Genomic DNA, 20457 nt, shown 5'->3' with positions numbered 1-20457 from the left:
AGGGAGTCGCTCAGCGCAGGTCAGAGCCGGCCCCAACTGAGGTCACCAGCCGCGTTCGCGCCACTCGCCGAGTTTGGGGCGTTCGTCGCCGAGGGTGGTGTCGTCGCCGTGACCGGGGTAGACCCAGGTGTCGTCCGGGAGTTCGCCGAAGACCCTCGACTCCAGGTCGCCGAGCAGGCTGTTGAAGTCTTCGGGTTTTGTTGTCCGCCCAGGACCACCCGGGAAGAGCGAGTCCCCCGTGAACAGGTGGGGGTGGCCGGCCGGGTCGCGGTAGAGGAGGGCGATCGAGCCCGGCGTGTGGCCGCGCAGGTGGATCACCTCCAGGGTGACCTGGCCCACCTTCAGCGCGTCGCCGTGTTCCACCAGGAAGTCCGGGGGGATCGGCAGCGGCTCGGCGTCCAGGGGGTGCGCCGCGGTGTTCGAGCCGTTCGCGCCCGCCACCGCGCCCAGGGCCTGCCAGTGGTCCTGGTGCTGGTGGGTCGTCACGACGGTGCGCAGCGCCGGGCGCTCCGGACCGTGCCCGATCAGGTCCGAGATGCGCTCCGGGTCGTTCGCCGCGTCGATGAGCAGGGCTTCGTTCTCGGCGCGGCAGACGAGCAGGTACGCGTTGTTGTCCATCGGCCCGACCGAGAGCTTCGTGATGGTCAGCGCGTCCAGCGTGCGTCGCGCGGCGTCGCCGCCCGGTTCGACGTGCCCGGTGTAAGAGTCGACGATGTTCACGAGAGCACACGGTAGCCGGGGTGGCGCCGCCGCTTCCACCCGCACACGTCGGCTCGTGACGAACGCCGCCGCGACCATTTCGCACCGATCGTGTGGTGGTGTGACTCGTCCGGGTGTTGATGCTCGTACCGGCGGTGGCTCGTTGTGATCGGTATCCTCGTGGAGGACTTGTACTGGGCTTCGCGGGTCGCCCCGGCGGTCACCGGCCTCGGCGGGGTCTCGTATCGTCTCTAGCTGGTGCACCAGGAACGGGTCACCTCCTGGCCTGTGCTCCTGCCGGACATCGGCGTCCCGGCCGGCGGAGCGACCCGCCCACTGGGGCCCGGCCACCCGCCAGGAAGCCGGAAAACCGCAGGTCGAGACGGCGGAGCCCGTTTTTGTCGGTGGTCCGTCCTAGCATGGACGCGGCCGCTCGTGCAGGACTTCCACCGGGCCGGCCTCCGCAGCTGAGAATGAAACTGAAGGGACGTGGGCGTGGCTGATCGCCTCGTTGTTCGCGGTGCCCGCGAGCACAACCTCCGCGGCGTGGATCTCGACCTGCCCCGCGACAGCCTGATCGTGTTCACGGGCCTGTCCGGGTCGGGCAAGTCGAGCCTCGCCTTCGACACCATCTTCGCCGAGGGACAGCGGCGTTACGTCGAGTCGCTGTCGGCGTACGCCCGGCAGTTCCTCGGGCAGATGGACAAGCCCGACGTCGACTTCATCGAGGGCCTCTCGCCCGCGGTGTCGATCGACCAGAAGTCCACTTCGCGCAACCCGCGCTCCACGGTGGGCACGATCACCGAGGTCTACGACTACCTGCGGCTGCTCTACGCCCGCGCGGGCAAGGCGCACTGCCCCAAGTGCGGCGAGCTGATCAGCAAGCAGACGCCGCAGCAGATCGTGGACCAGGTGCTCGAGATGGACGAGGGCACCCGCTTCCAGGTGCTCGCGCCGGTGGTGCGCGGGCGCAAGGGCGAGTACCTCGACCTGTTCCAGAACCTGCAGCAGCAGGGCTACGCGCGCGTGGTCGTCGACGGCACGGTGCACCCGCTCACCGACCCGCCGAAGCTGAAGAAGCAGGAGAAGCACCAGATCGGCGTGGTGATCGACCGGCTGAGCGTCAAGACCAGCTCGCGGCAGCGGCTCACCGACTCGGTGGAGACCGCGCTGCGGCTGGCCGACGGCCTGGTCGAGCTGGAGTTCGTCGACCTGCCGGAGAACGACGCGCACCGCGTGCGCGGGTTCTCCGAGAACCTGGCTTGCCCCAACGGGCACCCGCTGGCGATCGAGGACCTCGAGCCGCGCTCGTTCTCCTTCAACTCGCCCTACGGCGCGTGCCCGGAGTGCACCGGCATCGGCATCCGCAAGGAGGTCGACCCGGAGCTGGTGGTGCCCGACGACGAGCTGTCGCTGGGCGAGGGCGCGATCGCGCCGTGGGCCGGCGGCCAGAGCGCCGACTACTTCATCCGCCTGCTCGAGTCGTTGTCGGAGGCCGTCGGCTTCCGCATGGACACGCCGTGGCGCAAGCTGCCGGCGCGGGTGCAGAAGGCGGTGCTGCACGGCGTCGACGAGCAGGTGCACGTCCGTTACCGCAACCGTTACGGCCGCCAGCGCTCGTACTACGCGGCCTTCGAGGGCGTCATCCCGTTCCTCGAGCGGCGCCAGGAGCAGACCGAGTCCGAGTTCATGCGCGAGCGGTACGAGGGCTACATGCGCGAGGTGCCGTGCCCGACCTGCCAGGGCACCCGGCTCAAGCCGGAGATCCTGGCCGTCACGCTGGAGCACGGCACCCAGGGTGAGCGCTCGATCGCCGAGGTCTGCGCGCTGTCCATCGACGAGGCTTCGCGGTTCCTCGACGAGCTGGTGCTCGGCCCGCGCGAGGCGATGATCGCCGGCGCCGTGCTCAAGGAGATCCAGGCGCGGCTGCGCTTCCTGCTCGACGTCGGGCTCACCTACCTCTCGCTCGACCGCGCGTCGGGCACGCTGTCCGGCGGCGAGGCGCAGCGCATCCGGCTCGCCACACAGATCGGCTCCGGGCTGGTGGGCGTGCTGTACGTGCTGGACGAGCCGTCGATCGGCCTGCACCAGCGCGACAACCACCGGCTGATCGAGACGCTGACCCGGCTGCGCAACCTCGGCAACACACTGATCGTGGTCGAGCACGACGAGGACACCATCCGCTCCAGCGACTGGGTGGTCGACATCGGCCCGGGCGCGGGCGAGCACGGCGGCCACATCGTCCACAGTGGACCGTACAAGAAGATGCTGAAGAACAAGGAGTCGATCACCGGCGCCTACCTGTCCGGGCGGCGCCGGATCGAGGTGCCCGCCCTGCGGCGGCCGATCGACAAGAAGCGGCAGCTGACGGTCGTCGGCGCGCGGGAGCACAACCTGCGCGGGCTGGACGTGTCGTTCCCGCTCGGCTGCCTGGTGTCGGTCACCGGCGTGTCCGGCTCGGGCAAGTCCACGCTGGTCAACGACATCCTGGCGCAGGTGCTGGCGAACAAGCTCAACGGCGCGCGCCAGGTGCCGGGCCGGCACACGCGGGTCAACGGGCTGAACAACCTCGACAAGCTGGTGCGCGTCGACCAGTCGCCGATCGGGCGGACCCCGCGGTCCAACCCGGCCACCTACACCGGCGTGTGGGACCACGTGCGCAAGCTGTTCGCGGCCACCACCGAGGCGAAGGTGCGCGGCTACCAGCAGGGCCGGTTCTCGTTCAACGTCAAGGGCGGCCGCTGCGAGGCGTGCGCCGGCGACGGCACGATCAAGATCGAGATGAACTTCCTGCCGGACGTCTACGTCCCGTGCGAGGTGTGCAAGGGCGCGCGGTACAACCGCGAGACGCTCGAGGTGCACTACAAGGGCAAGACCGTCTCCGACGTGCTGGACATGCCGATCGAGGAGGCGGCCGGGTTCTTCGAGCCGATCAAGGCGATCCACCGGCACCTGCAGACCCTGGTCGACGTCGGCCTCGGCTACGTGCGGCTGGGCCAGCCCGCCCCGACCCTGTCGGGCGGCGAGGCGCAGCGCGTGAAGCTGGCGAGCGAGCTGCAGAAGCGCTCCACCGGCAAGACGGTCTACATCCTCGACGAGCCGACCACGGGCCTGCACTTCGAGGACATCAGCAAGCTGATCGGCGTGATCAACGGGCTGGTGGACAAGGGGAACACGGTGATCGTGATCGAGCACAACCTCGACGTCATCAAGACCTCCGACTGGGTCATCGACATGGGCCCGGAGGGCGGCTCGGGCGGTGGCATGGTCGTCGCGGAGGGCACGCCCGAATACCTCTCGGAGGTCCCGGAGAGCTACACCGGCGAGTACCTCCGTACCGTGCTGAACCCGGCCTGACGCACTCGGCGGCTGTTCCCGCGGGAGCCGCCGCCGGGGCCGGGGCGCTCGCGGCGGTCAGTCTTTGCCGGTGGTGCGGTGCACGACGGGTGACAGCGGGCCGTAGGCGAGCGCGCGTACGCGGAAGTCGGCGCCTTGTTCGCCGGGCAGCAGGGACAGGGCGCAGGTCGTCGTGTTCGGGTCGGTCACCTCGACGGGGGTGAAGCCGGTCGCGCCGGGCTTGCGGAGTTCCAGCAGGAAGCCGGCTTCGTCGGTGGTGTGGTCGGTCCAGGTGAACACCACGCTGGTGTCCTCGCCCGGGGTCGCGTGCAGGTCCGTGGGGGCGGCGGCGTCGCCGGGAGTCCGGACCGAGGTGGACGCACCCGCGCTGGAGGGCCGGCTGGGTGCGGTGGATTCGACCTTCACCACCGCTGACACCGGGCCTGAGAACGGCTGGAGGCGGTAGTAGAACGGCGTTTCCGGGATCAGGTTCGGGTGGGTGTAGCTGGTCTGGTCCTGGGGCAGGAACTGCAGTGTTGTCCATGGGCCGTCCGGAGTGTTGGCGTACTCGAGCCGGTGACCGGCCGCGCCGGGGTCGGCTGCGGGCCAGCGCAGGACGATGTCCGTGGGGGAAGTCAGCGTCGCGGTGAGGGCCGGGGATTGGCCGATTGGCGGCGCTGATGACGGGGCGGTCGGCGGTGTGGGGGACGAGCAGCTGGCGAGCAGGGCGGCCGATGCGAGCAGGGCGGCCGGCACCAGCCGACTGGCTTGTGTGAGCCGGGAGGTTCGCGCGAACAGTGCGGCCAGAGTGTGCAAGCCGGCCTTCGCAAGCAAAGAGGCCCGTGTGAGCAGGCTGGTCGGCGGGAGCGAGGCGGCCCGCGGGAGCAGGGTGGTCGGCGGGAGCAATGCGGCCGACGCAAGCAGGGTGGCCGACGCGAGCAAGGCTGGCGGCGCGAGCAAGGCGGGCGGCGCGAGCCGATCGGCCCGCACGAGTGAGGCTGCCCCCGTGCGCGGGTTGGCTGGCGGGATCGAGGCGGCCGGCGCGAGTGTCGGGCGGCGGGACTTCACGGGCACGGCAGGCCTCCGGAACGTGCTGGCGGCGGCGGTGCCGGGCCAGCTTAGGAACCGCGCCCCGTGAGCGACAAGACACGTTCCGGTGACCGGGACCACGCCGGTGAACCGTTCGGCGCCGGCGTCCGTGTGGAGGGTGCTGGGAATCCGTACCCGGCACGGAACACCGAAAGGGGGCGGCTCCCGGGTGAACACGGCGGTGGCACTGGGACGACCGACCTTCGCGGCCGGGGCCGCGAAGGTCAGGGCCGCGACTGCCCGAGGCACGGCGGTCCGGGGCGAGACGGTCCGGGCCGAGACGGTCCGGGATACGGCGGTCCGGAGTGCGGTGGCCCAAGGTGCATCGGCCGGAGATGCAGTGCCCCGGGGCACTGCTGCCGGAGGTGCAGCGGCCCAAAGTGCAGCGGCGCAAGTCGCAGTGCCCCGAGGTGCAGTGGTCCAGGGTGCAGTGGTCCAGGGTGCAGCGGTCCAGGGTGCAGCGGTCCAGGGTGCAGCGGTCCAGGGTGAAGTGGCCCAGGGTGCGGCGGCGCGAGTCGCAGTGGCCCAAGATGCAGCGGTCCAGGGTGCAGCAGCCCGAGACACCGCATCCCGACACACAGCGTCCCAAAGCACAGCACTAACCGCGCCGGCCCCGAACACCGCCAGGAGGTCGAGGGTGGCGATCGGACGTGGGCGGGCCCGGCGGGTCGCGGGTGAGGAGCTGGTCGAGCGGCTCTACACCGAGCACGGACGGAGCCTGCTGGCCTACGCGACCCGGCTGACGGGCGACCCCGCGGCCGCCGAGGATGTGGTGCAGGAGACGCTGGTCCGGGCGTGGAAGCACGCCGGTGACTTGACCGTGGACGGTCGCGGGTCGGTGCGCGGCTGGCTGTTGACGGTGGCGCGCAATCTGGTCACGGACCGGGCGCGGGCCCGCGCGTCGCGGCCGCCGGAGGTTGCCGAGCAGCCGGAGGGGCTGGCCGCGCCGCCGGTGCAGCGGGATCATGCGCAGAGGGTGGTCGACTCGATGGCGGTGCTGGGCGCGCTCGAAGGCCTGTCGCCGGAGCACAGCGACGTGCTGGTGGCGATCTACTATCGCGGGAGGTCGGTCGCCGAGGCGGCCGAGTTGCTGGGGATCGCTCCCGGGACGGTGAAATCCCGGACGTACTACGCGCTGCGGGCGTTGCGCGCGGCGATGGTGAGCGCCGGAACGGAGGCAGTGGGATGAACGCGGTGGAACAGGAGCACACGCAGCTCGGTGCCTACGTCCTCGGCGCGCTGGACCCGGCCGACACCCACGAGTTCGAACGGCACCTGGCGACGTGCGAGCAGTGCCGCGCCGAGCTGCGGGACTTCGGCCCGTTGCGCGAAGCCCTCGACGCCGTGCCGTCGGAGGCGTTCCTCGACGGCCCTCCCGACGACGGCGACCTGTTGCTCCAGCGCACGCTGCGCCAGATCCGTACCGAGGCGCCGGCCCCACAGCGGAAAGGGACACGCCGGGGGCTCACCCTCGCGGCGGCCGCGGTGATCGCGGTGGTCGCCGTCGGCGGCGGGGTGGTGATCGGCAGGCAGACAGCACCGGCGCCGACGCCGGTCGCGCAGGCCCCGGTGCCCGGCACCCGCGAGGTGGCCGCGACGAACGCCGCCACGGGCGCGAGCCTGACGGCGTCGGTGATCCCGGCGGCGGGCTGGGTGAAGGTGCACGTGGCGGTGAAAGGCATTCCCGTGGGCGAGAAGTGCCAGCTCGTGATCACGTCGAAGACGGGCGAGCAGTGGGTGGCCGGCAGCTGGCAGGTGTCCGGGAAAGCGTCGTCGACGGGCTTCGACGGTTCGGCGGTCGTGGCGCCCGGGGACGTCGGCTCGGTCGGCATCGTCACGCTCGACGGCCGCGACCTGGTCTCGGCCCGGGTCTGAGCGGGGCCGGGGCCGTGCGCGCGGAGTACCGGTTCCGGAGCACGTGGTGGCTCCCGGCCGCGCCCGCGTCCCGCGTCTTCGACGCCGTGGTCGACCTGGAGTCCTACCCGTGCTGGTGGGCGGACGTCCGGTCGGTGCGGCAGGTCGACGGCGACACCGCGGAGCTGGTCTGCCGCTCGCAGCTGCCGTACCGGATCGTCATCGCCATGCACCGGGAGCAGCAGGACCCGCACGCGGGCCACGTCCGCGTGCGGCTGACCGGCGACCTCGAGGGCTTCCTCACCGGTGACGTGCAGCCGGTCGGCGAGGGCACCCGACTGGTCATCACGCAGCAGGTGCGGGCCCGGAAACCCTTGCTGCGCAAGCTGGACGTGGTGGCCCGGCCGTTCTTCCGCGCGAACCACGCGTGGATGATGCGCCGGGGCCACCGCGGCCTGGCGGCCTACCTCGCCTGACCCGCCACGCACAGCTCCGGCGTCTCCTCCGCCGCTCGGGGACGGCGGGCCAGCACCACCGCGGCCACTACCGCGGCGAGCGCCACGAGCCCGGCGCTGAATCCGTACGCGAGCTGATACCCCGAGGTCAGCGCCTCCCGCGACGAGACGCCCGCGGTGGTCAGCCCGGCTGTGCGCGAGGCCGCGACGGTGGCCAGCACAGCGGTGCCGATGGCCCCGCCGACCTGCTGGGTGGTGCTGATCAAGCCCGACGTGACGCCGGAGTCGGTGGGCGAGGCGGCCGACATCGCGAGTCCCATCAGGGCCGGGATCGCCGTGCCCGCGCCGCAGCCCATCAGCACCAGCGACGGGAGCACGTGGACGAAGTAGCTGCCCTCGGCCGGCGCCTGGGTCAGCAGCCCGAACGCGACGATCACCACCACCAGCCCGGCCACCAGCACCGCCCGCGGGGAGAACCGCGCGCTGAGCCGGTCGGACAGCCAGAGCGAGCACAGAGCGATCATCACCGGCGTCGGCAGGAACGCGAGGCCGGTGCCGAGCGCGTCGAGGCCCAGCACCTTCTGCAGGTACAGCGCGGTGACGAACTGGAAGCCGAGGAACCCGGCCACCATCAGCACCATGGTCAGGTTCGCGCCCGCCACCGCGCGGACGCGCAGCAGCCGCAACGGCAGCAGCGGCGTTCGCGCGCGGGCCTGGCGCAGCACGAACCCGGCCAGCAGCGCCACGGCGGCGGCGAGCGGCAGCACCGTCCCGGCCGTCCAGCCGTGGTCGCCGGCCCCGGCGATGCCGAACACCAGCAGCATCACGCCGCCCGTGACGAGCACCGCGCCGAGGGCGTCGATGCCCGAGCGCGACCCCGTGCCGCGGTCCGCTTCGACCACGAGCAGCGTGAGCACCAGCGCCGCGACGCCGATCGGCAGGTTGATGTAGAACGTCCAGTGCCAGTCCAGCGCCTGGGTGAGCGCGCCGCCGGCGATGAGCCCGATCGACGCGCCCGCCGCCTGCGTGAAGCTGTACACCCCGATCGCGCGGGCCCGGGACGCGCCCGGCGGGTACATCGTCACGATCATGCCCAGCACGACCGCGGACGCGAGCGCGCCGCCGACCCCCTGCGCGAACCGCGCCGCGACGAGCACCCCGGCGTTCGTGGCGAGCCCGGCCATCAGCGACGACGCGGTGAACAGCACCAGCCCGGCGAGGAACACCCGACGGCGGCCCAGCAGGTCGCCCAGCCGGCCGGACAGCAGGAGCAGCCCGCCGAACGCGACGAGGTAGGCGTTCACCACCCACGCGAGCCCCGCGGCGGAGAATCTCAGCTCGGCCTGGATCGACGGCAGGGCCACCGCGACGATGCTGCTGTCGAGCACCACCATCATCGAGGCGGCGCAGAGCACTCCCAGCGCCACGGCCCGGGAACGGGCGACTTCCGGCATTTCGGTCCTCCCAGAACGGTCATCGAAGAGTTCCCCCAGGTCGTGCCTGGGGCATCTCTTGTTACAGCGACCATCTTGTGTGACCATCGGACAGCGCGGAAGGAGGCACTTTCATGTCCCAGGGGAACATCGCTGTGACCGACCAGGACGGCGCCGTGGACCCGGCGAAACTCGCGGCGTGCACGGTGCTCGAGGTGATCAACCGGATCAGCGGCAAGTGGGCGATCGGCATCCTGCTGGAGGCGACCCGCGGCCCGGCCCGGTTCACCGAGCTGGAGCGGTCGATGCCCAGCATCAGCCGGCGCATGCTCACGCTGACGCTGCGGAACCTGGAGCGTGACGGGCTGCTGGAGCGCACCGTCTACCCGACCGTGCCGCCGCGCGTGGAGTACGAGGCGACGCCGATGGCGCGCGAGCTCTACGACAGCCTGTCGGGGCTGGTGGACTGGGCCGGGCGGCACCGCGAGGCGATCGCCGTCGCGCGTGAGGCCTACGACGGGCACGCCGGCTGCTGAAAACCGGCCGGTACCAAAGCAAAGCCGGCCCGGACCTGAGTGTGTGCCGTGGTCCGTGGGCACGGGGGACGCTCACGGACCACGGCACACCGGCGTTTCGCGCCCGCCGAGGGGCAGGGAGACCCGGCGGCCGCGAAACGGGTCAGCTGCCCGCGGCCACCGGCTCGGGCTTCGCCTCGGCGGGGGGCGGTGGGGCCTCGTCGAGCAGGGTCGCCTCGTCGAACGGGGCGTTGCCCGCGAACACCTGCTGCGACTTGCCGCGGTCGAACTCCTTCATCCACGATCCGATGAGGACGGTCGCGACGGCGTTGCCGGCGAAGTTCGTCAGCGCGCGGGCCTCGGACATGAACCGGTCGATGCCGAGGATGAACCCGACGCCGTCGACCAGCTCCGGCCGGTGCGACTGCAGGCCGCTGGCGAGGGTGGCGATGCCGGCGCCGCTGACGCCCGCCGCGCCCTTCGACGCGAGGATCATGAACAGCAGCAAGGTGATCTGCTCGCCGAGTGCCAGCGGCTCGTCCTGCGCCGTGGCGATGAACAGCGTCGCCATGGTCAGGTAGATCGCGGTGCCGTCGAGGTTGAACGAGTAGCCGGTGGGCACCGTGATGCCGACGACCGGCTTGCTGACGCCGAGGTGCTCCATCTTCGCGATCAGCCGCGGCAGCGCGGACTCCGAAGAGGACGTCGACAGGATCAGCAGGAACTCGCGGCCCAGGTACTTGAGCAGCCGGAAGATGTTCACCCGCGCGCCGAGCCACAGCACCGCGCCGAGCACGCCGAACACGAACACCAGGCAGGTCAGGTAGAAGCCGAGCATGATCACCAGCAGGCTGCGCAGCGCGCCCCAGCCGGTGGCGCCGACCACGGCGGCGATCGCGCCGAACGCGCCGACCGGCGCCGCCCACATGATCATCGACAGGACGCGGAACACCAGCCGCTGGATGTGCTCGATCCCGCGCAGGATCGGCTCGCCGCGGGGGCCGAGCTTCTGCAGCGCGAACCCGGTCAGCAGCGCGATCAGCAGCGTCTGCAGGACCTGGCCCTCGGTGAACGCCGAGACGAAGCTCGTCGGGATGATGCCGAGCACGAAGTCGACGCCGCTCTCGGCGCCCTTGGCCTGGTCGTGCACCTTGGACACGTCGGCGGGGTTGAGGTGCAGCCCGGCGCCCGGGTGCAGCAGGTTGCCCACGACGAGGCCGATGGCGAGCGCGAACGTCGACATCACGATGAAGTAGACCAGTGCGGTGATGCCGACCTTGCCGACCTTCGCCGCCTTCGCGACCGAGCCGACGCCGAGCACGATGGTGCAGAAGATGATCGGCGAGATCATCATCTTGATCAGGTTGACGAAGCCGGTGCCCAGCGGGGCCAGCTGCTTGCCGACGCCCGGCGCCAGCAGCCCGACGGCGACGCCGAGGACCACGGCGATGATCACGGCCAGGTACAGGTAACGCGTCTTGTCGCGCTTCGGCGCGGACGCGTCGGGGGTCGGTGGTGTAGGCACCGTTGCCTCCAGCTCGAGGGGGGTGGAACGTCGGTCACTATGCGGCGAATATATGACCAGCGTCACCGTTGTGTTCATTGAGTTCGCGTGATCGCCCCGGTCCGGTTCGGACACCGGGTCCCGGCGGGCCGGGCCGGGTGTGCTGATATGGGCGCGTGCCCACGACGTCACGGACCCGGTCGAGCCGGTGGAGTCTCGCCCGTCAGCTGCTGGTCCTGCAGCTGGCCGTGATCCTCGTGCTCGTCGCGGGCGGGATCACGATCGCCTACTTCGACTCCCGCCGCACGACGAACGATCGCGCGAGCCAGCAGTCGCTTTCGGTGGCGCGCGCGATCGCCGACGCCCCCGACATCGCCCGCGCGGTGTCCACACCGGACCCGAGCGCGACGCTCCAGCCGTTCGCGGTGCGGGTGCTGGCCGACACCGGCGTGGACTTCGTGACCATCATGTCGCCGGCGGGCATCCGCTACACGCACCCGAACCCGTCGCTGATCGGGCTGCGGTTCATCGGCCACATCGAGGCCGCGCAGCAGGGCGGTGTCGTCACCGAGACCTACACCGGCTCGCTCGGCCCGTCGGTCCGCGCGGTGGTGCCGGTGTTCGACGCGCAGCACCGGGTGGTCGCGCTGGTGGCCGTGGGCATCACGATCGCGGCGATCTCCGCGGAGCTGCAGGAGCGGGTCTGGCCGCTGGTCGGGGTCGCGGCCGCGGTGCTGCTGGTCGGTGCGTGCGGCGGCTGGCTGGTGAGCGCCCGGCTGCGGCGGCAGACCCGCGGCATCGCGCCCGACGAGCTGAGCAACCTGTTCGAATACCACGAAGCCGTGCTGCATTCGGTCCGCGAAGGCGTGCTTCTCGTCGACCGCGACGGGCGCGTCGGGCTGTGCAACGACGGCGCCCGCACGCTGCTCGGCTTCAACGCCGACCCGGTGGGCCTCCCGCTGGGCGAGCTGGGCCTGCCACCGGAGCTGGTGGCCGCGTTCACCGCCACCGAAACAGGGCCGGCCGAGCCGACACGGACCGAGCCGACGCCGATCGAACCGACCCGGACCGAACAGCTGCACGTCACCGATTCCCGGGTGCTCGTGGTCAGCACGACGGTGGTGCGCTCGGGCGGGCGCGCGCAGGGCACCGTGGTGCTTCTGCGCGACCACACCGAGTTGCAGACGCTGACCGGCGAGCTGACCACTGCGCGCAGCCTCGCGGAGGCGCTGCGGTCGCAGGCGCACGAGGCGGCGAACCGGCTGCACACGGTCGTTTCTCTGGTGGAGATCGGACGACCGGAGGACGCGGTCGAGTTCGCCACGGCGGAGCTGGCGCTGGCCCAGGAATTGACCGACCGGGTGGTGAGTTCGATCGCCGAGCCCGTGCTCGCCGCGCTGCTGCTGGGCAAGGCGGCGGAGGCGAGCGAACGCGGGGTCGAGTTCACCATCACGCCGGACACGGTGATCGAGGACCTCGGCCCGGCGATCACCGGCCGGGACCTGGTGACCATCCTGGGAAACCTGGTCGACAACGGCATCGACGCGGCCGTGCGCGGCTCGGGCGGGCGGCCCGCGGTGGTCGTCACCGCGCGCTCCGACGACGGCGACCTGTTCCTCCGGGTCGCCGACAACGGCCCCGGCGTGCCGGAGGAGGCTGTGGGGGACATGTTCCGCCGGGGCTGGTCCACCAAGGCGGCCGAGGGCCACGGGCTCGGGCTGGCACTGGTCGGCCAGGCCGTGCGGCGGTACGGCGGCAGTGTCGACGTCGGCCGGGACGGCGGCGCGGTGTTCACGGTCCGGCTGCCGAAACAGGAGGCGCCACGGTGATCCGCGTGCTGGTGGTGGAGGACGAGCCGGTGGCCGCCGAGGCGCACCGGGTCTACGTCGAGCGGCTGCCGGGTTTCGCCGTCGCCGGCGTCGTGCACTCCGGCGGTGACGCGCTGCGGTTCTGCGAGCGCGAGCCCGTCGACCTCGTGCTGCTCGACTTCTACCTGCCCGACACCCACGGGCTCGCGGTCTGCCGCTCCCTGCGCGCGGCCGGGCTGCCCATCGACGTCATCGCGGTGACCTCGGCGCGGGACCTGGCGCTGGTGAAGGCGGCGGTGTCCGTCGGGGTGGTGCAGTACCTGCTGAAGCCGTTCACTTTCGCGTCACTGCGCGAAAAACTGGAGCGGTACGCGGAGTTCCGGCAGACCTCCGGCGAGGCCGGCGGCCAGGCCGAGATCGACCGCGCGCTCGCGTCGCTGCGCACCACCGAGAACCCGCCGCTGCCGAAGGGCATGAGCGCCCAGACCCTGGAGGCGATCACCGACGCGCTGGCCGGCGCCGGCGAAGGGCTCTCCGCCGGCGCCGCCGCCAGCGCGATCGGCGCGTCCCGCGTCACGGCGCGGCGCTACCTCGAATACCTCGCCGACAACGGCCTCGCCCAGCGCGAGCCGCGGTACGGCCAGGTGGGCCGCCCCGAGGTCTGGTACCGGCTGAAGTCTGTATAACGAGGTGTACGGCCGGGCTCAGGCGAGCTCCAAGGACTGCGTCCAGAGGCTGCTGGTCCGGCCGTGCGTGTAGGTGTAGTCGGCCTTGCAGCCCCAGCCCGACTGGCAGTTGTCGCCGTAGAAGGTGGCGGTGCGCGGACCCGTGACGGCGACGCCGATGTACCCGCTGGAGCCGAGTGTGTCGCACGGGTGGTTCCCGAGGCCGCCGGAACAGCCGGACGGCCGGTTGTCGTAGAACCGGTGCAGGCCGGTCCAGGTGGCCCCGCTGTCGTAGCTGAACGCGACGTTGTTGGCGATCCGGCCGAACACCAGCATCAAGATGCCGTCCTGCATGGTGTGCACCGACGGGGCGGCACCGCGCACGGAGTTCGCGTCGGGGGCGCCGGGCACCTTCACCGCGAACGCCGCGCCCCAGCCGGCGGTGGCGAGGTCGGCCGCGGAGTTCACCGGGCCGTTCGTGATCCGTCCCAGCAGCCGGCTGTAGTAGTAGACGCCCACCTGCTCGTCCAGCCGCGTGATCATCAGCAGCCGACCGTCGGCGCGGCGGGTGACGGTGGATTCGCTGTAGCTGTAGGTGGGGGACAGGAACGGGGTGGCCGCGCGAGTCCAGCTACTGCCGCCCTTCGGCATCGTCAGCAGGTAGGCCGCCGAGAGCTCGCCCTGGTGCTCGGCGTAGAACGGCACGACCAGGTCCCCGTTGGGCAGGGTGAGCACGCCCTGGAACATGCGCCCGGTCTTGCCGGCGACGATGGTGGCGCCGGCCATGTCGATACCGGCCGAGCCGACGGTCCAGCTGGCCCCGCCGTCCACTGAGTCCCACCGCACCACGCGACGCTTCCCAGCGTCCACTCGGCCGAGGCTTTCGAACAGGGTGTACTTCCCGCCCGTCGCGACCCCGTTGGCGGCGGTGATGAACTGGGTGGTCGACATCCCCTGCAACTGCTGCCCGGTGACGGCGTCCAAGGCCGCCTGCCAGCGGCCCGCGTCGTCCCGGTACTCCAGGCGGGAATGGACTTCCTTGCCGCCGTCCTCGCTGACCAGGAAGCTGCGGATCAGCCGGTGCCGGGTCGTGCCGGCGGCGTCCTGCCAGGTGACCCACTGCAGCGACGGCATGGCCCGGTACTGCCGGTTCGGGTCCGCGGGCTCCACGGTCAGCTTGCCGTAGCCCGGTTGCAGTGCCGCCGACGCCACCGGGGTGAGCGTCCCGAGCGCCAGCAGGACGAGCGCGGCGAGCATCCCGAGTCTTTTCCCGGCAAGTCTTTTCACGATCTCCCCCTCGTCATCTCGACCGGAGTCTGCCGCCGCCGGTCACGGCGAGATGGGGGGATCGCCCGATTTCACCCGGACGGCGGCAGGGCTCAGCGAGGCCGCCCCGGGGCGTCGGGGCGGGTCTGCCACGGGTGGGGGCCGTCGAGGGGGCGGTACTCGACGCCGAGGGCGTCCAGGCGCGGCAGGTGGTGCTCGCGCAGGCGGGGCAGGAACTCGGCGAAGTCGCGCCCCGGCGGGCTCCACGCGAGTTCCGCGAAGGCGGACAGGCGCGGGAACGCCGCGTAGTCCACCCGCCGCACCGAGTCGAGGTGTTCGGTCCAGACCTGGGCCTGCACACCGCGCAGCCGGGGACCGGTCAACGCCGGCTCGTAGCCGTACACGTCCTCCAGCGTGTGCAGGTAGCCGACCGGGATCGGCTCGTCCGGGTGATCCGACTGGCGGTGGTCGAGGTACAGGTGCTCCTCCGAGCAGAGCACGACGTCGTGGCCGAGCGCCGCGGCGCGCTCCCCGGCGGCGTCGGACTGCCACGCGCCGATCAGCATGGCTGGCAGGCCGTCGATCTCCAGCACCTCGTCCCAGCCCATCGGCTGCCGCCCGCGCGACACCAGGTGCGCGGCGATCTCGCGGACGAACCGGCTGTGCTCCTCGGTCGCGCCCGGCACTTCGTCGCCGCCCAGCGCGATCACCGGCGACGGGAAGATGTCCAGCACGTGGTCGAACACGGTGCGAAAGAAGTCCAATGTGGACTCCGTCGGGTCGAGCAGCGAAGTGCTGATGCCCCAGGAAGTCCACACCTCCCAGTCGGCGTCCGGATCCGGTCCCAGCTTCGGGTACGCGGCGATGGCGGCGCGCGCGTGGCCCGGAACGTCGATCTCCGGCACCACCGTCACGGCCCGGGAAGCGGCGTACGCGACGATCTCGCGCAGGTCGTCGGTGGTGTAGAAGCCGCCGTGCGGACGGCCGTCGCGCTCGGGGCCGTCGTGCCGCCCGACCATGGACGAGCGCCGCCAGCCGCCGACCGACGTCAGCCGCGGGTAGCGCGGCACCTCGATCCGCCAGCCCTGGTCGTCGGTGAGGTGCAGGTTCAGCACGTTGAGCTTGTGCGCGGCCAGCAGGTCGACGAACCGCAGCACCTCGGCCTTCGTCCGGAAATGCCGGGCGACGTCGAGCAGGCAGCCGCGCCAGCCGTGCCGCGGGTGGTCCTCCACCACACCGCAGGGCAGCGTCAGTCCGCTGTGGATCGGCGCGGCCCGGTACGCGTCCGGCCCGGCGAGCTGCCGCAGCGTCTGGCGTCCGTAGACCTCGCCGGCCGCGTCCGCGGTGGACAGCGTGACGCCGTCCGGCCTGATCTCCAGCCGGTAGCCCTCCGCGGGCAGCTCCGGCGAGGCCCGCACCTCGACCGGCGCAGGCCACGGGCACGTGCCCGGCGCGGCGGAAACCGCGACCGGGCGGGGGAGCAGGGTGTCGAATCCGGGCATGATCAGCCTTTCACCGCGCCGGACATCCCGGCGACGAGCCGGCGTTGCACCAGCACGAAGAACACCAGGACCGGAATGGTCATCAGGGTGGACGACGCCATCACCGCGCCCCAGTCGGTGTCCTCCGGCTTGAAGAACACCAGGATCGCCTGCGGCAGCGTCTGGTTCTCGGTCTTGGAGATGATGAACGTCTTCGCGAACAGGAAGTCGTTCCACGCGTGGATGAACGCGAGCACGCTCACCGCGACCAGCCCGGGTGTGACGAGCGGGAACAGGATCTGCCAGGTGAAGCGCATCCGTGACGCGCCGTCCAGCTTCGCCGCTTCCTCCAGCTCCACCGGCACCGCCGCGACGAAGCCGCGCAGCATCCAGATCGCGAACGGCAGGCTGAACGCCAGGTGCACCAGCACCAGCGAGCCCAGCTCGTTGAGCCCGAACTCGGGCGCCACCGCGCCGATCGAGCGCATCAGGAAGAACAGCGGGATGGTCAGCGCCTCCACCGGCACCATCTGTGCCACCAGGATCATCACCAGCAGCACCGTCCGGCCGCGGAAGCGGAACCGGGTGAGCGCCACCGCGGACAGGAACGAGAACAGCAGCGACAGCACCACCACGGCCAGCGCGACCACCAGGCTGTTGAGGAAGAACCGGCCGAAGCCGGACACCGTCAGCACCCGTTCGAAGCTGTCCAGCGAAGGCGCCAGCGTCCACGGTTTCGGGTTCGCCGTCTGGATCTCCCCGGCCGGCTTGAACGCCGAGAGCACCATCCAGTACAGCGGGAACGCCACCAGCCCGGCGGCCACCACCGTGATGATCTCGGCCACCAGCCGTCCGGGGCGGCGCACCCGCCGCGCGGTCATCACAGCCATGCTTCGCTCCGGCGCTGGGACCGGACGTACAGCCCGGTGATGGACAGCAGCAGCACAGTCATCACGACTCCGATCGCCGAGCCGAGGCCGTATTCCTGCCCGGCGAAGGCCTGCTGGTAGGCGTAGACGTTCAGCACGAGGTTGCGCCCCGCGACGCCGCCGCCGTTGGTCATCACGTAGATCTGGGTGAACACCTTGAAGTCCCAGATGATCGACTGGATCGTCGCGATCATCAGCAACGGCCGCACCATCGGCAGCACGACGGTCCAGGTGGAGCGCCACAGCGAAGCGCCGTCGAGTGAAGCCGCCTCCAGCACCTCCTCCGGGATCGCCTTGATCCCGGCGTACATCGTCACCAGCACGAACGGGAACGAGCACCAGATCACCTCGGCGGCCACCAGCCCGAACGCGCCGAAGGTGCCGAACGTCCAGGAGTGGTGCGCCATCCCGCTGAAGCCGACTCCCGACAGCACCTCGTTGACGAGCCCGAAGTCGGTGTCGAAGAGGAACAGCCACACGTACGAGCCGGCGATCGCGGGCGTCGACCACGCGCCGAGCGCGGCCAGGAACAGCAGCGTCCGCGGCACCGCGCGCACCCGGCTGGCGAGCACCGCCAGCGCCGTCCCGACCACCAGGCTGCCGATGACACAAGCGGCCGCGAACCCGACGGTCTTGCCGAGCACCGTCCAGAACTGCACGTCGGACAGCAGGGCCGCGTAGTTGCCGAAGCCGAGGAACACCAGCGGCGCCGCGCCCGCGGCCTGGGGCTGCCCGTAGTCGTAGAACGAGATCAGCACCAGCTGGTAGATCGGGTACACCAGCAGCGCGGCGAGCAGGATCCCCGCCGGCAGCAGGTAGAGCACGGCCGCCCGGCCGTCCCGGCGCCGCCGGGCCGGGCGGGGCGCGGGCGGGGCCGGGGCGGCGACGGGCAGTTGCTGCGTGACCACGGCGGCTAGCCGAAGTTCTTGTTCATCGCGGCCGCGGCGTCGGCGAGCGCGCCCGCCGGGTCCTTGCCGCCGGTCGCGATCTGCTGCACGGCCGTGGGCAGCACGTTCTGGCTGTCGATCTTCGACCACGCCGGGGTCGCGGGAACGAACTTCGTGCCGGCCTTCAGGCTGTCCACGAAGGGCTTCAGCGACGGGTCGCCGGCGGCCAGCTTCTCCTGCACGCTGCCCAGCGTGGGCAGGTTGCCCATGGCGTTGTACATCTTCTCCTGGTACTTCGCGCCGGCCAGCAGCTCGGAGAACTGCACCGCGAGCCCGTGGCGTTTGCTCGCGCCGAACACACCCAGCAGGTTGCCGCCGGCGAACGCGGGCGCCACCGAGCCCGGGGTGGTGCCGGGCAGCGGGACCACGGCGTACTTGCCCTTCACCGCGCCCTGCTCCACGGCCTTGCGGTTGAAGTCGCCGCCGATGGTCATGCCGGCCTTGCCGCCGGCGAACGCCGTCACGCTCTGGGTGCCGGTGAGGTTCGCGCAGGCCGAGGGCGGGCAGATGTCGTCCTTCAGCAGCCCCGCGTACTCCGTGAGGCCCGTCTTCGCCGGGTCGGCCTCCACAGTGGACGTCCACTTCCCGTTGTCCTGCTTGGCGATCTCGCCGCCGTTGGCCCAGATGTAGGGCAGCATCGCGTAGGTGTACTTGCCGCCGACGGAGATGCCGTACAGGTCGGGCTTGGCCGCGCGGATCTTGCGCGCGTCCTCGGTCAGCTCGGCGAGCGTGGCCGGCGGCTTGAGGCCCAGCTCGGTGAACACGTCGGTGCGGTAGTACAGCGCGCGGATGCCGGTGTACCAGGGCAGGCCGTAGGTCTTGCCGTTCGCCTTGGCGGTGTCCAGCACGGTCGGCAGCAGGTCCTTGCCCTCGTTCCACGACGCGATGTCGCCGGTGAGGTCGGACAGCGCGCCGGTCTGGGCGTAGCTCGCCACGTCGGTGTTGCCGAACTCGGCGACGTCGGGGGCGTTCGACGGGTCGTTGAAGGCGCCGGAGAACTTGTCGGCCCGGCCCTCGACCGGCACCCACTGCACGTCGACGTCCACGCCGGCGTGCGCGGCCTTGAACTCGGTGATGGCGTCCTTGACCGCCGCCTCCTTGGGCGCGCGGTTGGCTTCGTCGAACAGCCAGACCCGCAGGGTGCCGGTCTGTTCGTCGCCGCCCGACGCGGCGGGTGCGGACTGGGTGGGCGCGCAGCCGGCCAGCAGGGCCAGCGCGGCGACGGCGGTGAAGGTGCGGCGCAGTCTCATGGATGGGCTCCAGGTGGGAAGGGCTCGTGAGTGTTTATGACGGTTCTAACCGTCATAAACACTCACGAGCAGTGCTGGCTTAAGTGAAGAAAACCGAGTTGACCGACGGAACGGCAAGCGACCCCGCGACCGCCCCAGGCAGGCCGGTCGAGGCGTCGCGCGGCAGCCAGGTGACGGTGCCGGAGCGCTGGTTCGACACGTAGAACCAGGCTTCGTCCGGGGAGAGCGCGAGGTGACGCGGCCAGTTGCCGCCGGTGTCCACACTGGACGCCAGCGTGATCGCCGAGCCGTCGCCGGAGACGGTGAACGTGGTGATCGTGTTCGGGCCGCGCACGGTGGCGTAGGCGAACTTCCCGTCCTTCGACACCGCCATCTCGCCGGGGAACAGGTCGCCGGTGCTGCCCGCGGGCACCGCGGGGACAACCGCGATCGGCGTGAGCTTGCCCGCGGCCGCGTCCCAGCTCAGCACCGTGATCTCCGGCCGCAGCTCCTGCGCGAGGTAGGCAAATCGGCCGTTCGGGTGAAACGCGAGATGCCGCGGCCCGGCCCCGGAGGGGAGCGTGACCTGTTGGTGCAGCGCGAGTTTCCCGGTGGCGACGTCCAGGGTGTAGACGTACACCGAGTCCGCGCCGAGGTCGACCGAGAGCACCCACTGGCCGGTGGGGTCGTTGATCACCTGGTGCGCGTGCGGGTCGCGCTCGGGCCCGACGTGCTGCTGCAGGTCCGTCGCCGCGCCGAGCTTGCCGCCCTCCTGGATCGGCAGCACGACCACGCTGCCCGAGCCGTAGTTGGCCGCCAGCACGTACTTCTGGCTGGAGTGCACGGAAAGGTGGGTCGGCGCGCTGCCCTTCGACGGCGTGCTGCCCAGCAGCTTCGGGTTGGTCACGTCGCTGATGTCCAGCGCCGAGACTGAGCCGTCCGGGTCGCCTTCGTTGGTGACGTAAAGGGTCCGGCCGTCGCGGCTGCGGTCGAACCACGACGCGTCCGGCACGCCGGTGACGGTGCGGACCGGTGTGAGCGCCGGCGCGGAGCCCGCGCGGCTGACCACGTCGAGGCCGTGGCCGGCGGGCGGGGTGCTGGTGTAGCTGCCGACGTACGCGGTCGTGCCGGCGGAAGGACGGCACCGCGGCGGTGCGGCGTTCGCGAGCTGGGCGCCGAGAACGGTGCCGAGGCCCGCGACGCCGGCCGCGCCGAGGAAGGTGCGACGGGAAAGTCCTGACATCGTG

Annotated in this window: 17 protein-coding genes; 7 read left to right on the top strand and 10 right to left on the bottom strand. The window is 71.4% G+C overall.

The window, feature by feature from the left end:
• Positions 1-42: 42 nt before the first annotated feature.
• Positions 43-720, bottom strand: a complete 678-nt coding sequence (locus OG943_RS18545; RefSeq protein ID WP_328611038.1) for an MBL fold metallo-hydrolase — start codon at positions 718-720, stop codon at positions 43-45.
• A 474-nt stretch (positions 721-1194) separates the two neighbouring features.
• Here OG943_RS18545 and uvrA point away from each other — a divergent pair, with 474 nt between their 5' ends.
• Positions 1195-4056, top strand: coding sequence for an excinuclease ABC subunit UvrA (gene uvrA, locus OG943_RS18540; RefSeq protein ID WP_328611037.1), 2862 nt, complete (start codon positions 1195-1197; stop codon positions 4054-4056).
• A 57-nt stretch (positions 4057-4113) separates the two neighbouring features.
• Here uvrA and OG943_RS18535 read toward each other — a convergent pair whose 3' ends face one another.
• Positions 4114-4791: a fibronectin type III domain-containing protein gene (locus tag OG943_RS18535; RefSeq protein ID WP_328611036.1), complete on the bottom strand. Its 678-nt coding sequence runs from the start codon at positions 4789-4791 to the stop codon at positions 4114-4116.
• A gap of 970 nt (positions 4792-5761) precedes the next feature.
• Here OG943_RS18535 and OG943_RS18530 point away from each other — a divergent pair.
• The 3 genes from OG943_RS18530 to OG943_RS18520 are packed head-to-tail and all read left to right on the top strand — an operon-like array spanning position 5762 to position 7454.
• Positions 5762-6313 (top strand): sigma-70 family RNA polymerase sigma factor, encoded by a 552-nt coding sequence (locus OG943_RS18530; protein WP_328611035.1) that lies wholly within the window; start codon positions 5762-5764, stop codon positions 6311-6313.
• Positions 6310-6999 (top strand): anti-sigma factor family protein, encoded by a 690-nt coding sequence (locus OG943_RS18525; RefSeq protein WP_328611034.1) that lies wholly within the window; start codon positions 6310-6312, stop codon positions 6997-6999. The genes OG943_RS18530 and OG943_RS18525 overlap by 4 nt, the downstream gene beginning before the upstream one ends.
• 14 nt (positions 7000-7013) lie before the next feature.
• The gene (locus OG943_RS18520) at positions 7014-7454 is read left to right on the top strand and encodes an SRPBCC family protein (RefSeq protein ID WP_328611033.1); all 441 of its coding nucleotides are present in this window, start codon (positions 7014-7016) and stop codon (positions 7452-7454) included.
• Here OG943_RS18520 and OG943_RS18515 read toward each other — a convergent pair.
• Positions 7442-8887 carry a DHA2 family efflux MFS transporter permease subunit gene (locus tag OG943_RS18515; protein ID WP_328611032.1) on the bottom strand — a complete coding sequence of 482 codons (1446 nt, stop codon included), beginning with the start codon at positions 8885-8887 and terminating at the stop codon, positions 7442-7444. The two genes, OG943_RS18520 and OG943_RS18515, sit on opposite strands and share 13 nt — an antisense overlap.
• Before the next feature lie 113 nt (positions 8888-9000).
• Here OG943_RS18515 and OG943_RS18510 point away from each other — a divergent pair, with 113 nt between their 5' ends.
• Complete coding sequence (locus tag OG943_RS18510; protein ID WP_328611031.1) at positions 9001-9402, top strand: winged helix-turn-helix transcriptional regulator; 402 nt, start codon at positions 9001-9003, stop codon at positions 9400-9402.
• 142 nt (positions 9403-9544) lie between these two features.
• On the opposite strand, the gene OG943_RS18505 is transcribed toward OG943_RS18510, so the two are convergent.
• Positions 9545-10906, bottom strand: coding sequence for a cation:dicarboxylate symporter family transporter (locus OG943_RS18505; protein ID WP_328611030.1), 1362 nt, complete (start codon positions 10904-10906; stop codon positions 9545-9547).
• A gap of 155 nt (positions 10907-11061) precedes the next feature.
• Here OG943_RS18505 and OG943_RS18500 point away from each other — a divergent pair, with 155 nt between their 5' ends.
• Together OG943_RS18500 and OG943_RS18495 are read left to right on the top strand one after the other, a co-directional pair.
• The gene (locus OG943_RS18500; RefSeq protein WP_328611029.1) at positions 11062-12714 is read left to right on the top strand and encodes a sensor histidine kinase; all 1653 of its coding nucleotides are present in this window, start codon (positions 11062-11064) and stop codon (positions 12712-12714) included.
• Positions 12711-13379, top strand: coding sequence for a response regulator (locus OG943_RS18495; protein ID WP_328611028.1), 669 nt, complete (start codon positions 12711-12713; stop codon positions 13377-13379). Before OG943_RS18500 ends, OG943_RS18495 begins: the two co-directional genes overlap by 4 nt.
• Before the next feature lie 18 nt (positions 13380-13397).
• On the opposite strand, the gene OG943_RS18490 is transcribed toward OG943_RS18495, so the two are convergent.
• The 6 genes from OG943_RS18490 to OG943_RS18465 all read right to left on the bottom strand — a co-directional run bounded on the left by OG943_RS18490 (position 13398) and on the right by OG943_RS18465 (position 20453).
• A complete protein-coding gene (locus OG943_RS18490) occupies positions 13398-14615 on the bottom strand; it encodes a sialidase family protein (protein WP_328611027.1) in 1218 nt (405 codons plus the stop codon).
• Between the two features lie 122 nt (positions 14616-14737).
• The gene (locus tag OG943_RS18485; RefSeq protein WP_328611026.1) at positions 14738-16126 is read right to left on the bottom strand and encodes a beta-N-acetylhexosaminidase; all 1389 of its coding nucleotides are present in this window, start codon (positions 16124-16126) and stop codon (positions 14738-14740) included.
• Between the two features lie 2 nt (positions 16127-16128).
• Positions 16129-16995 (bottom strand): carbohydrate ABC transporter permease, encoded by an 867-nt coding sequence (locus tag OG943_RS18480; protein ID WP_328611025.1) that lies wholly within the window; start codon positions 16993-16995, stop codon positions 16129-16131.
• Positions 16986-17942, bottom strand: a complete 957-nt coding sequence (locus OG943_RS18475) for a carbohydrate ABC transporter permease (RefSeq protein WP_328611024.1) — start codon at positions 17940-17942, stop codon at positions 16986-16988. Before OG943_RS18475 ends, OG943_RS18480 begins: the two co-directional genes overlap by 10 nt.
• A gap of 5 nt (positions 17943-17947) precedes the next feature.
• A complete protein-coding gene (locus OG943_RS18470; RefSeq protein ID WP_328611023.1) occupies positions 17948-19231 on the bottom strand; it encodes an extracellular solute-binding protein in 1284 nt (427 codons plus the stop codon).
• Positions 19232-19310: 79 nt separating this feature from the next.
• Positions 19311-20453 (bottom strand): lactonase family protein, encoded by a 1143-nt coding sequence (locus tag OG943_RS18465; RefSeq protein WP_328611022.1) that lies wholly within the window; start codon positions 20451-20453, stop codon positions 19311-19313.
• Positions 20454-20457 lie beyond the last annotated feature (4 nt).

Origin of the sequence: Amycolatopsis sp. NBC_00345 (assembly GCF_036116635.1) — a bacterium.
GTDB lineage: Bacteria > Actinomycetota > Actinomycetes > Mycobacteriales > Pseudonocardiaceae > Amycolatopsis.
The sequence above is the reverse complement of the archived record's forward strand: the minus strand, read 5'-3'. Positions and strand labels throughout refer to the sequence as shown.

What these genes read in the sequence shown, in the direction of transcription:
- OG943_RS18525 (WP_328611034.1), top strand. Translation starts at nt 6,310, where the DNA reads ATGAACGCGGTGGAACAGGAGCACACGCAGCTCGGTGCCTACGTCCTC.
- OG943_RS18515 (WP_328611032.1), bottom strand. Translation starts at nt 8,887, where the DNA reads ATGCCGGAAGTCGCCCGTTCCCGGGCCGTGGCGCTGGGAGTGCTCTGC.
- OG943_RS18510 (WP_328611031.1), top strand. Translation starts at nt 9,001, where the DNA reads ATGTCCCAGGGGAACATCGCTGTGACCGACCAGGACGGCGCCGTGGAC.
- OG943_RS18490 (WP_328611027.1), bottom strand. Translation starts at nt 14,615, where the DNA reads ATGCTCGCCGCGCTCGTCCTGCTGGCGCTCGGGACGCTCACCCCGGTG.
- OG943_RS18485 (WP_328611026.1), bottom strand. Translation starts at nt 16,126, where the DNA reads ATGCCCGGATTCGACACCCTGCTCCCCCGCCCGGTCGCGGTTTCCGCC.
- OG943_RS18480 (WP_328611025.1), bottom strand. Translation starts at nt 16,995, where the DNA reads ATGGCTGTGATGACCGCGCGGCGGGTGCGCCGCCCCGGACGGCTGGTG.
- OG943_RS18470 (WP_328611023.1), bottom strand. Translation starts at nt 19,231, where the DNA reads ATGAGACTGCGCCGCACCTTCACCGCCGTCGCCGCGCTGGCCCTGCTG.
- OG943_RS18465 (WP_328611022.1), bottom strand. Translation starts at nt 20,453, where the DNA reads ATGTCAGGACTTTCCCGTCGCACCTTCCTCGGCGCGGCCGGCGTCGCG.